Origin of the sequence: Arthrobacter sp. StoSoilB20 (assembly GCF_019977295.1) — a bacterium.
Classification (GTDB): Bacteria; Actinomycetota; Actinomycetes; order Actinomycetales; family Micrococcaceae; genus Arthrobacter; species Arthrobacter nicotinovorans_A.
Map to the genome: position 1 here is coordinate 997794 of NZ_AP024651.1, position 11678 is coordinate 1009471.

Consider the following 11678-nt stretch of genomic DNA (forward strand, 5'->3'; position numbering starts at 1 on the left):
GGCGGGTCCTAACGCGAATTCCGGATGGTGATGATCTGCGGGCCGCTCAAGTGGCACCGCTTGCCGTGCCCGTCCTCGACCCGCAGCTCAGGGCGTTGACTGACGCAGACGCCGTCGCCGGCGAGTTCGGCGTATTGGCACCGCGCGCTGAAGATGCAGCCTTTGGGCAGGTCAAGGAGCGACGGCGGCTGGCCGGGTATGGGATTGAGCCTGCCGGAGGAACTGGTCAGCGTGGGCATCGAGTTGAGCAGGCCCAGGGTGTAGGGGTGCCGGGTGTCGTAGAAAATGTCATCAACCGGGCCGGACTCCACGCATTGGCCGCCGTACATGACCAGGACGTCGTCGCATACCTCGGCCACCACCCCGAGGTCGTGCGTGATGAGGATCAGCGCGGAGTTGGTTTCCTCCTGGAGCTCCGACATCAAATCCAGGATCTGGGCTTGGACCGTCACGTCCAGTGCTGTGGTGGGCTCATCGGCGATCAACAACTCCGGCTCGCAGATCAACGCCATGGCGATCATGGCACGCTGCCGCATGCCGCCGGAGAAGTGGTGGGGGTACTCGTCATAGCGCTGATCGGGGCTTGGGATACCCACCCTTCCCAGCATGTCGACGGCGGCCGCCCGGGCCTGCTTTTTGCTTGCCTTGTTGTGGACCAGGTATGCCTCGGCGATCTGGTGGCCCACGGTGTAGAAAGGGTGCAGTGCTGAGAGCGGGTCCTGGAAGATCATGCCGATGTTGCGGCCACGGAGCTGGCGCATGGCGGACTCGGGGAGGGCAACCAGGTCCTTGCCCTGGAACATCGCAGTGCCGGTGACCTGGGCCGAGGTGCCCTTGAGCAGGCCCATGAGCGCCTGGCTGGTGACGGATTTTCCCGATCCCGATTCGCCGACGATGCCAAGGGTTTGACCGCGTTCGAGCGTAAAGTCCATGCCGTTCACTGCGGAGACTACGCCGTCGTCCGTAGGGAATTTCACGGTAAGGTCGTGGACCTCCAGGAAGGGAGCAGTGCCGGCTGAAGGACCGCCGGGCCGGGCACCAGCGGTCTGGGTTGTGCTGTGTGCTGGGGTCATTGGAGCCTCACTCGGGGATCGATGGCGGCGTAGGCGAGGTCCACCACAACGTTGGCGACTATCACGAAGAACGCGGCCAGCATGGTGATGGCCATGGTGACAGGGAGGTCACCGGAGATGGCGGCATGCACTGCCGTGAAGCCCAGGCCGGGGACGGAGAAGATCTGTTCGGTCAGGACCGCTCCGCCCAGCAGCAGGCCGATGTCCATACCGAGCATGGTGACCACTGGGGTGATGCCTGCCCGCACGCCGTGCTTGAACGTGACAGTGCGCGGTGCCAGGCCTTTGGCGCGGGCTGTCCGGATGAAGTCCTCGCCAAATGTCTCGATCATGTTGGTGCGGGTGACTCGGATATAGGACGCGCTGAAGAGGACAGCCAATGCAATCCACGGCAACAGGTAGTTGGCTACCCATGCTCCGGGGCCTTGGGGGCCAAAGGGGCTGTTGATCTCGTTGGTGGTGAACGGCAGGAGGTGGAGTTGGTTGACGAACAGGAGCAGCAGGAACAGGCCCGTCACGGGGATGGGCAGTGAGACGCCCACGGAAGCCGCGCCAACAATGAACTTGTCCATCGGCGTTCCTTTCCGCAGGGCAGCCAAAAGACCCAGGCCAACGCCGGTGATGGTCCACAGGACCAACGCGCCGATAGCCATGGAGAAGGTGTAGGGGAGTGAACGGGCAATGATGTCCGCTACGTTCTCATTGGTCTGGAAGGACTTGCCAAGGCAAGGCCATTCGCACAGCGTTTGTGCGCCGGGAGCACCAATCATCCGCGGCGAAAAGAGCCCCCGGATGTAGTCGGCGTACTGGACCAGGAAAGGCTGGTCCATGCCCAAGGCAACGCGGGCCTCGGCAACGCGCTCGGGCGTGCATTCCTGTCCGCAGGCAGCAGCGGCAGGATCCGAGGGGCCCAACTGGAAGAGCGTGAAGGTGATGAAGCTGACTGCGGCGAGAAGAAGGACCAGTGATCCGGTCCGGCGAAGAATGAAAGTCATCATGGTGGTGGTTGCGGGCCGCCCGTTGGTGCAGGCGGCCCGCTTCTCCTTCTGGACTATGCCCGAATAGTTTTTCGTAGTCCGGTTATTGCTCGACGCCGACGATCGAGAGGTCGATGCCGCCGAAGAAGTAGCCCACTTGGGCATTGCGGACATTCGAGCCCACCACGCTGTTGGTGTGGCTGCGGATGAGCGGGACGATCGGGTAGGTCTTCAAAGCAGACCCGAAGGCCTCGGACCACTTCTTGCCCAGTTCCTCGGAGGTGCCGTCCGTATTGCGGAGATCGAACATGGCCTTGGAAACTACGGGATCGAAGTAGCGGGACGTGTTGGAGAAGCCGTAGCTGGTGCCCTCGTTGTTCGGACCCAGCAAGGGATCTGCGGACGTACGGATGGACGCGGGGTCGGCACCGCCGCACCAGCCGGATCGGCCCATGTCCGGGAGCTGTTCGCTGGCCAGGACCGAGTAGTAGTTGGGTGCCGGAATCGCCACCAGTTCAACATCGATGCCCAGGGCCTTCAGGTTCTGCTGCACCACGGTGCCTGTGTTCTTGAAGGCATCCCGGTTGTTGGCGTAGCCGTAGGTGAGGCTCTTGGGGTAGTCCTTGCCTTCGAGGAGTTTCTTGGCTTCCTCCAGCTTGGGCTTGCCGGTGGGATCCAGCTCCAGCTCTGTCTCCACATAGCCGCGCATCTTGGAGTTCAACGGGCTCTGGGTGATCTCACCAAAGCGTCGTCCACCGTACTGGACCAGGATGGACTGGCGGTCCAGCGCCAAGGCGATGGCCTTGCGGACGTCCGGATCCTTGATCTTTTCGGTGTTCAGGCTCAGGACATCGTTGCATCCGAGCAGGCCCGAGGCCACGCGGTCTTTGACTTTGGCGTCCGCCAGTTTGGCAGAATCCGAGGTCTGAAGCGCACCGTTGGAGTCCAAGGTGATGGCGTTGGGGTCCGAGTCGGCCAAAAGCTGCTGGCTGATGGTGGCCTGGGACGTGGAGAGCGAGAAGCTGAACGTGTCAGGAAGTGCCGAACGGTTGGGGTCCGTGGCCGGATCCCAGTGCGGGTTGCGGACCAGCTTCAGGGACTTGCCGCGGTTGTAGGACTCCACCATGTAGGGCCCGGAGGACACAGGGTGGTTGGTGTAGTCCAGCTTGGTGTCCTTGGCCTTGGGCACCGGGGCCGTGTTGGAGCGTGATGCCAAGGCAGGAAACTCCGCGAACGGCTTCTTCAAATGGAAGACCACCGTACGGTCATCGGGTGTTTCCACCGCCTTGAGCACAGCGGAAGGATCCTTGTACGGACCCTTGTACCCACCGGCGTCGAGCGCTGCATTCAATTCCTGGGGCGCCTGGGTGTAGACGTCCTGGGCAAAGGTGCGCTCCACGCCGTACTTGATATCGGCCGACGTGATGGGCGTGCCGTCCTCGAACTTCACGCCTTCCTTGAGCGTGAAGGTCCAGCTGAGGCCGTCGTCGGAGACTTTGCCGGTATCCGTGGCGAGGTCCGGGACCACGGTTGGTGGCTGGCCGGCTGTTTCCTTGGCCATGGTCAGCGTGCGGTAGTACAACTGGCCGACGTTGGCGGTCTGGACATAGTTGCTGTTGCCCGGGTCCAGGGTCTGGAAGTCCGATGACATGAGGACGTTGATGTTGCCGCCCTTGCCGTTGAAGCCGGACTTGACCACGTTGGGGGCCAACTCAGTGACTGAGCCGGCCGTCTGTGAACTGCCGGGCTGGCTTTGGCCGGCTCCGCAGCCGGTGGCGGCCATGGCGATCAACACCGAAAGTGCCAGAGCTCTTGCAGGGGTTTTCATGGTGCTCCTTGTGAGGGTGTAAGGCGATGCGGGGATGAGGGTCAGTGCGAAATTTGCTAGCGGGAGGACTTGGGGTCAAGGGCGTCGCGGACTGCGTCGCCCAGGAGGTTGAAGGCCAGGACGGTGACGATGAGCATGATGCCGGGAACGGCGAGGAACCACGGATCGCTGAGGTACCAGTTGCCGGATTGGGCTGCGTTGAGCATCTGGCCCCACGACGGTGTGGGGTCCTTGACGCCGACACCCAGGAAGGACAGTGCGGCTTCTGCCGAAATGTTGGTGGGGATCAGCATGGTGGCATAAACCAGGACGACGCCCATGACGTTGGGAATGATCTGCCGGAACAGGACACTGAGGTGGGAAGCGCCGAAGGACCGGGCAGCTTCCACGAATTCGCGCTCGCGGAGGCTGAGCACTTGTCCCCTGACGATTCGTGCCAGGTAGGCCCAGCCAAAGAAACCCAGGATGATCACCAGCGAGGCCATGGGCAGGAAGCTGCCTTCGCCCAAGGGAGTGTCCCGGAGCCGTGACTGCAAAATGGGGGTCAGGGACAGCACCAGCAGAAGGTGCGGGAATGCCAGGAACAAGTCCATGATGCGGCTGATGATGGCATCGGTCTTGCCGCCGAAGTAGCCTGCCGCCGCGCCGAGGACCGTTCCGAGGACCACGGAGACTGCTGTGGAGAGCAACGCGATGGTCAAGGAGACCTGTCCGCCGTAGGCAAGCCGGGCGAAGAGGTCGCGTCCCAGGCCGGGTTCCACGCCCAACCAGTGCTGGGCGGACGGATACATGTAGCCGGGCAATGGAAGTCCCGGGGTCTGAAAGTCATCCAGGACATCCGGGCTGGTGTTGGACGTGAAGGGATCGTTGCCGGACATGGCGCTGAGGACGGGAGCCAGTATGGCGAACAACATGATGGCCACAACAACGCAGAGGCTAAGGAAAGCGATTTTGCTCCGCCGGATCCGCATCCAGGCGGTGGCGAGCAGTGAGCGGGCCTCGGCGGGTGCGGCCGCTTTCTCCTCCGGCGACGTTGCCGGAGGAGGCGGCGGGCTGCCGATGCTTGGTTCTGACTGTAACTGGGTCAACGGTTCTGCTCGATTCATGATCCAAGGAGCTGGCTCCGGAGTTCTTGTATACCAAAATAGACTAGAGCAGGATTCATGCGATGTAAATCACAAATAATGTACTGTTTGGAATACCAGAGACTTTTCTTTTGGGATCTGAACCACAAACAGGAAGAGGAGCTGCCGTGCGCACCAAGGTCACTGCCCGCTATGTGCTGGGCCATCACCACGGACGCCATGTGCTGCTGGATGACGCGTGCGTTGTCTACAGCGGGGATGTCGTTGAGTACGTCGGCCATGACTACAACGGGCCCGTGGACGAGGAACTCCACGCAGGGGAGGCCCTGCTGATGCCTGGATTGATCGACCTCGATGCCCTGACCGACATCGACCACCTCATCCTGGACAGCTGGGCAAGCCCGGAGCAGGCCAAGGGCCACCAGTGGTCCGAGGACTACTTCCGCAACCACCGGGCGGATGTCTTTAGCGCCCAGGAACGCCAGGAGATCCGCGAGTATGCGTTGATCCAGCTTCTCCTCCACGGCGTCACCACGTACATGCCGATTGCCTCCGAAGTGCACTCCGAATGGGCCGAGTCCTTCGAGGAACTGGCGGGGATGGCAGAGACCAGCCGACGCCTGGGCCTGCGTGGCTACCTTGGCCCCGCCTACCGCTCGGGCGTGAACGTCGTGTTGGACAACGGCGAACGCTCGGTCATGTTCGACGACGACCGCGGCCGTGAGGGGCTGGCGGACGCCTTGCGCTTCGTGGACCATGCAACGGAACTCAACGACCCCCTGGTCAACGGTGTCCTGCTCCCGTGCCGCATAGAGACCCTGGACGTCGGGCTGCTTAAGGAGACCGCCGCGGCTTCCCGGCAACGGGATGTCCTGGTCCGCCTGCATTCGCTCCAGGGCCTGGTGGAACGCGAGCTGATCCTGCAGTGGCACGGTGTGACGCCCTTGGAACTGTTGGACCAGGCGGGCTTGCTCAACGAGCGGCTCCTGATCCCGCATGCCACCTACACTGACCGGAACCCTGCGGTGTTCGGTGAAGACCGGGGTGATCTCAAAAAGCTCGCGGACAGTGGCGCCAGCATCATCCACTGCCCGTTGACGTCCATGCGTTACGGCAGCACGCTGGATTCCTTCCAGGCTTACAAGGAAGCGGGCATCAACATCTCGCTGGGAACGGACTCGTTCCCGCCGGACCTCCTCCGGGGAATTGATGCCGGCGTGCAACTCGCCAAAATCCTGGCCGGGAGGAACGACGCCGGTGACGTCGCCGGATACTTCGACGCCGCCACCTTGGGCGGGGCACAGGCATTACGCCGTCCTGACTTGGGTCGCCTCGAGCCCGGCGCCCAAGCAGATATGGTGGCCTTCCAACTCGGAGATTTCCGCGACGGCGTCCATGGGGACCCGCTGCGGACCCTCATCCTGAACGGTACGGCCCGCCAGGCGGTGCTTTCCGTGGTGGCCGGCAGGACCATCATGGCGGACGGCGTCATCGAGGGTGTGGACCTGGGCTTCTGGCGGGCGAAGGGCCAGGAACTCTTCGACAAGATGCGCCGCGCCTACACCGTCCGCGATGCCCGGAACCGACCGGCCGATGAGCTGTTTCCTCCCGTGTATGCTCGGTTGGAACGCTGACCGGCGCCGTCCGGCACAGGGAGCGGACGCCGGCATGAAGGGAAGTTTTACAGTGGCTGAGGCGATGCCGGACAACGGAAACGGCCGTGATGATGAGGCCCGTGCGGAGAACGTCTACCAACTGGTGTTGGAAGGCATCGTCACGGGGACCTACGCGCAGGGTATGCGGTTGCGCGAACGCGAGCTTTCCGAGCTCTACAACGTCTCCCGCATACCGGTCCGGGAAGCCATTCAACGCCTTGAGCAGGACGGTTTCGTGGCGACGTTCCCACGCCGGGGTGCTGTGGTCCGGCAGTTGACCCTGACGGATGTCAACGAGCTCTTCGATGTTCGCCTGTGCTTGGAAACCTTCGCCGCGAGGATGGCCGCCACCCGGGTTGCCGAGGGCAGCGACGGTGGACGGCTCGTGGAACTCATGGAAGCGTCCAAGATTGCCATTGACGAGGACCGGACTGACGACGTTGCCGTCATCAGCGCCGAGTTGCACGCCGAAATTGTGCGCCTGTCCGGCAACCGGCTGCTGATCGAGTCCGTGAAGCCCCTCTTTGGCCGGATGCGCTGGATCTTCGGACTGGCCCACAACCGCAGCAACGAACTCCAGCGTGATGAACACACCGAATTATGCAACGCGATCCTGAAGGGCAAGCCGGATTTGGCGTACTCCCTGGCGTACTCGCACATTGAGTTGGGCCGTGAGCCGGTCCTGGCCGGCCTGGCCGAAACCCTGGAACCGTGAGTTTTTGTACAGATAACGCCCATTAGAGGCCCTCTTCCGGGCGTTATCTGTACAAAAACTCCGCTAGTCGTCGGCGTCCGGGTACTCTTCCTCGTCTTCATCGTCGTAGCGCCCGGATTCCTCCACCTCGACCTCAAGGATCTTCAGCAGCTCAGTGTCCGGGTTCAGCATGATGGCGGCCTCGTCGCGGCGGTGCTGCAGCACCGTATCCAGGTAGGACTGCACCGTCTCGGCCAAGGGGACGTACCTGTCCTGCTTCTGGCTCATGTACCAGCGGTGCTCCAGGACCTCGTGGACCACTTCGGCCGGCTCCAGCTTCCCGGCCAAGTGACGCGGAATGGAACGCACAATGGGCTCGAAGATTTGGCTGACCCAGATATGGGCGCTGATCTCCTCGTCCAGGTCCGGGTTGTTGTCCGCCCGGAACTGGTCCATGTCGTTCAGGAGCCGGCGTGCCTGGTTCTCCTGGGCGTCCAGGCCGGTCAGGCGCAGCAAACGTCGCTGGTGGTGGCCGGCGTCGACGACTTTTGGCTGGAGCTGGATGGTGGAGCCGTCCGCCGTGGTCTTGATGGCGTACTCCTCCACATCGAAGCCGAGCTCGTTGAGGCGGCGGATGCGGGCGGCCACACGCCACCGTTCGCCGAGTTCGAAGGACTCCTTCTCCGTCAGCTCAGTCCAAAGCCGGCGGTAGCTGTCCATGATCAGCTCACTGGTGGCCACGGGGTCCACCTTTTCCTCGATGAGCCCGCCGTCCAGCAGGTCCATCAGCTCGCCCGCGATGTTCACACGGGCGATTTCGAGATCGTATTCGCGTTGTCCCATGGACAGGTCCGGGTAGAGCTCGCCGGTTTCAGCGTCCACCAGGTAGGCGGCGAACGCGCCGGCGTCGCGGCGGAACAAGGTGTTGGACAGTGAAACATCTCCCCAGTAGAAGCCCACAAGGTGCAGGCGAACCAGCAGGAGTGCCTGGGCGTCAATGAGGCGCGTCAAGGTGTCCTTGCGGAGCATCTGGGAGAACAGTGCACGGTACGGCATGGAGAACTTCAGGTGCCGGGTCACCAGCACCGGGTTCAGCGGCCGGCCATCCGCGGTGGTGCGTCCGGTGATCACAGCCACCGGCTCCACGCAGGGAACATCCAGCCGGGCCAGCTTCCGGAGCATGTGGTACTCATGGCGGGCCACGTGCTCGGAGGTTTCCTTGATGGCGATCACCGAACCACCCAGGTGCGCGAAACGCACGATGTGCCGGGAGATACCGCGGGGGAGTGCCGCAAGGTTTTCGGCCGGCCAATCTTCCAAGGCGATATGCCACGGAAGGTCCAACAGCTCCGGGTCCGCAGACGCCGCTGTGATGTTCAGGGAACCGATGACACTGGCGGGAGGCGCGGTGTCCTGTGCACTCGCCGCTTCAGTGCGGGGGAGCTTGCCGATCTGCCCGTAGTCGGTCGGTTCGTCGTGCCACTGGGCTCCGTTTTGCTCGCTCATGCCTCAATTGTTCCGTACTCAGCGGCGGCCGGCGTCCCGGCGTCCGGGAACGGCCACCTCGACGTTGCTGACCACTCGACGTCGGGCGCTGCTTCGAAGGCGACGCCCTGGTAGGCGAGCCGCTCGCCCAAGGCGCCGAGCCGACGTCGGAAGTCACCTGCGTTCCGGACCTCCTGGCCCGACCACGCGACTTCCGCCAACGAGACAGCCCTGGGGTAGAGGAGCCACTGGGCCTGGGCGTTGTTGCGGACGGTTTCAGTCCACAAGGGGCCTTCGATGCCCAGGATGTGTTGGTCCGTCAGGCCGCCCTGGGCCGGATCCCAGTTGTAGTACTCCGCCCATGTGAACGGCCCGCCTTCCACCCATTCGAGCCCAACAGGACTCTCCGGGGAGTACTTCTGGTCCAGATAGGTGTTGGCGGCCGGCGACATGATCACCGGCGAACCACCGGTCTCTGCCTGCTTGACCACCGGGGTGAGATCGCCGAACCAATACTGGATGACTGAACCTTGGGGGAGCTCACCCGCGGCGTACTCGTTCCAGCCCATGGCTGTCTTGCCGGTCGCGGCGGCAATCTTTGCGAATTCCTGCACCATGGCAACATAGTCGTCGTGGTCGGTGACCTTCGCTTCGTCACCGCCGATATGGATGTACGGGCCTGCAGTGATCGCGGCGAGCTGAGCCAGGACCTCGCGGACGAACTCGTACGTGGCAGGAAGGGAACCGTCCAGTGTCGACCAGCCGACGGCGGCGGTGGTGCTCATGGGCTTGGCCAGGCCATCGGCGTTAAGTTGCGGAATCGCTGCGAGGGCGGCATTGACGTGCCCGGGCAGGTCAATCTCCGGTATCACCAGGACGTTCTTGGTAGCGGCGTAGGCCTGGATGTCCTTGAAATCCTCTTGCGTGTAGAAGCCTTCACGGCCCCTCACCGGCATGGCGGTAGGGACCTCAACGGCACCCTGTCCTCCCACGGTGGTGAGATCCGCGTACGGCAATCCCGACGGGTTTTGTTCCGGTTCGTGGATCTCGATGCGCCACGCCTGATCGTCCGTGAGGTGAAGGTGGAGGGCGTTCAGCTTGAACTGGGTCATGACGTCAATCTGTTCCTTGACCTCCTCCACCGTGAAGAAGCTGCGGGCAACATCAAGCATGAGGCCCCGGTAGGCGAACCTGGGTGCGTCGGCAATCTCGACGGCGGGAATCACCCAGTCGCCGTCTGGCCTACCGCTCTCGAGAGTGGCTGGGAAAAGCTGCCGGAGCGTCTGGACTCCATTGAAAAGTCCGGCCGGAGTGGAAGCCGTGAGCCCGACTCCGCTCCCGGTGACGCTGAGGGTATAGGCTTCCGGGCCGCCGTCGAACGCGTCCGCCAACTCAAGGGCAATATCGCCTGGGCGGGTGTCCTCGACGACGGGCAACTCGAAACCAGTGCCGGCGCGCAGCACCAGGCCCAGCTGTTCAGCGACCGCGGCAGCTGAGTCTGCCGCTGCGATCCGTGCTGTGGGGGCGAGGGTGAAGGCAGGGGTGTCCTGGAGCGCGACGTGGGAGGGGCGGGGGACCAGGTTATCTGTGGTGTTCATACCGTTCTTTCCGGGAGAAAGGTTAACGCGAGAGCGGCCCGACCTGGAGGGGTCGGGCCGCTATCAAGATGCGGAAATGAATGACGCGTCAGCGCCGGCCTGGACTAGTCGCCCAGGCGGAGGCCGGTCTTGGTGTCGAACAGGTGCACGTGGCCGGACTGCGGACGAACGAAGATGGACTCGCCCTTCATCGGGGGACGACGACCGTCGACGCGTGCAACGATGTCGTGGCTCTTGCCATCAAGGATGGTGTGGCCGTAAACGTAAGCGTCGGCGCCGAGTTCTTCAACCACGTCAACCTCAACCTGCAGGCCCTCGCCGTTGCCGACCGTCTCAAGGTCTTCCGGACGCGAACCGACGGTGACGGTCCGGCCGTGAGCCTCTTCGAGAACGTCGCGCGGCACGGGGTAAACCGTTCCGCCGAACTGTACGCCGCCGTCGACGACCGGCAGTTCCAGCAGGTTCATGGCCGGGGAGCCGATGAAGCCTGCAACGAAGACGTTCTGCGGGCGGTCGTAAAGGTTGCGCGGGGTGTCGACCTGCTGGAGCAGACCGTCCTTCAGCACTGCGACGCGGTCACCCATGGTCATTGCCTCGACCTGGTCGTGGGTCACGTAGACCGTGGTGACGCCGAGGCGGCGGGTCAGGGATGCGATCTGCGTACGGGTCTGGACGCGGAGCTTGGCGTCAAGGTTGGAGAGCGGCTCATCCATGAGGAAGACCTGCGGGTTACGGACGATTGCACGGCCCATGGCAACACGCTGGCGCTGACCACCGGAGAGTGCCTTCGGCTTGCGGTCCAGGTACTGCTCGAGGTCAAGAAGCTTGGCGGCTTCGCGAACACGCTCGGCGCGCTCTTCCTTGGAGACGCCGGCGATCTTCAGTGCGAAGCCCATGTTGTCCGCAACAGTCATGTGCGGGTACAGGGCGTAGTTCTGGAAGACCATGGCGATGTCGCGGTCCTTCGGCGGAACGTCCGTGACGTCGCGGTCGCCGATCAGGATGCGGCCTGCGTTGACGTCCTCAAGACCTGCGAGCATGCGCAGGGAGGTGGACTTACCGCAACCGGAGGGTCCAACGAGGACCAGGAATTCGCCATCGGCGATGTCGATGTTGAGCTTATCGACGGCGGGCTTATCTGTGCCCGGGTACAGACGCGTAGCGTTATCAAAAGTAACTGTAGCCACAGTTATCAATCCCTTCACCGGCAGGTACGTGCCGGACGATCCGTTGTGAATGGTTCATTTTCTTCAGTTGAACTCCCCGGCCGATGGCCGGGGAGG

The 11678-nt window shown here is 63.1% G+C and carries 9 protein-coding genes; 2 read left to right on the forward strand and 7 right to left on the reverse strand.

Translation table 11 applies throughout. The features are described 5' to 3' along the window. Positions 1 to 8: 8 nt before the first annotated feature. From LDN85_RS04630 to LDN85_RS04645, 4 genes are all read right to left on the reverse strand, one after another. On the reverse strand, positions 9 to 1073 hold the full coding sequence (locus LDN85_RS04630; RefSeq protein ID WP_223944727.1) for an ABC transporter ATP-binding protein: 1065 nt from the start codon (positions 1071 to 1073) through the stop codon (positions 9 to 11). Continuing rightward, positions 1070 to 2071 (reverse strand): ABC transporter permease, encoded by a 1002-nt coding sequence (locus LDN85_RS04635; protein ID WP_026542637.1) that lies wholly within the window; start codon positions 2069 to 2071, stop codon positions 1070 to 1072. The genes LDN85_RS04630 and LDN85_RS04635 overlap by 4 nt, the downstream gene beginning before the upstream one ends. A gap of 82 nt (positions 2072 to 2153) precedes the next feature. Next, entirely contained in the window at positions 2154 to 3878 is a 1725-nt protein-coding gene (locus LDN85_RS04640) for an ABC transporter substrate-binding protein (protein WP_091554354.1), read from the reverse strand. A 56-nt stretch (positions 3879 to 3934) separates the two neighbouring features. Beyond that, complete coding sequence (locus LDN85_RS04645) at positions 3935 to 4984, reverse strand: ABC transporter permease (protein WP_223944728.1); 1050 nt, start codon at positions 4982 to 4984, stop codon at positions 3935 to 3937. A gap of 146 nt (positions 4985 to 5130) precedes the next feature. On the opposite strand from LDN85_RS04645, the gene LDN85_RS04650 reads away from it, so the two are divergent. Both LDN85_RS04650 and LDN85_RS04655 read left to right on the forward strand, forming a co-directional pair. Beyond that, positions 5131 to 6597 carry a chlorohydrolase family protein gene (locus LDN85_RS04650; protein WP_026542640.1) on the forward strand — a complete coding sequence of 489 codons (1467 nt, stop codon included), beginning with the start codon at positions 5131 to 5133 and terminating at the stop codon, positions 6595 to 6597. Positions 6598 to 6631: 34 nt separating this feature from the next. Next, the gene (locus LDN85_RS04655; RefSeq protein ID WP_223944729.1) at positions 6632 to 7333 is read left to right on the forward strand and encodes a GntR family transcriptional regulator; all 702 of its coding nucleotides are present in this window, start codon (positions 6632 to 6634) and stop codon (positions 7331 to 7333) included. Between the two features lie 63 nt (positions 7334 to 7396). Here LDN85_RS04655 and LDN85_RS04660 read toward each other — a convergent pair whose 3' ends face one another. From LDN85_RS04660 to ugpC, 3 genes are all read right to left on the reverse strand, one after another. Next, the gene (locus LDN85_RS04660) at positions 7397 to 8818 is read right to left on the reverse strand and encodes a DUF4032 domain-containing protein (protein ID WP_026542642.1); all 1422 of its coding nucleotides are present in this window, start codon (positions 8816 to 8818) and stop codon (positions 7397 to 7399) included. Continuing rightward, entirely contained in the window at positions 8815 to 10395 is a 1581-nt protein-coding gene (locus LDN85_RS04665) for a beta-N-acetylhexosaminidase (RefSeq protein ID WP_223944730.1), read from the reverse strand. The genes LDN85_RS04660 and LDN85_RS04665 overlap by 4 nt, the downstream gene beginning before the upstream one ends. A 104-nt stretch (positions 10396 to 10499) precedes the next feature. Then, positions 10500 to 11582: a sn-glycerol-3-phosphate ABC transporter ATP-binding protein UgpC gene (ugpC, locus tag LDN85_RS04670; protein ID WP_026542644.1), complete on the reverse strand. Its 1083-nt coding sequence runs from the start codon at positions 11580 to 11582 to the stop codon at positions 10500 to 10502. Between the last annotated feature and the right edge of the window lie 96 nt (positions 11583 to 11678).

Excerpts from the sequence above, each read along its gene's own strand:
- LDN85_RS04630 (WP_223944727.1), bottom strand. The coding sequence starts at position 1,073 with ATGACCCCAGCACACAGCACAACCCAGACCGCTGGTGCCCGGCCCGGC.
- LDN85_RS04635 (WP_026542637.1), bottom strand. The coding sequence starts at position 2,071 with ATGATGACTTTCATTCTTCGCCGGACCGGATCACTGGTCCTTCTTCTC.
- LDN85_RS04640 (WP_091554354.1), bottom strand. The coding sequence starts at position 3,878 with ATGAAAACCCCTGCAAGAGCTCTGGCACTTTCGGTGTTGATCGCCATG.
- LDN85_RS04645 (WP_223944728.1), bottom strand. The coding sequence starts at position 4,984 with ATGAATCGAGCAGAACCGTTGACCCAGTTACAGTCAGAACCAAGCATC.
- LDN85_RS04655 (WP_223944729.1), top strand. The coding sequence starts at position 6,632 with ATGAAGGGAAGTTTTACAGTGGCTGAGGCGATGCCGGACAACGGAAAC.
- LDN85_RS04660 (WP_026542642.1), bottom strand. The coding sequence starts at position 8,818 with ATGAGCGAGCAAAACGGAGCCCAGTGGCACGACGAACCGACCGACTAC.
- LDN85_RS04665 (WP_223944730.1), bottom strand. The coding sequence starts at position 10,395 with ATGAACACCACAGATAACCTGGTCCCCCGCCCCTCCCACGTCGCGCTC.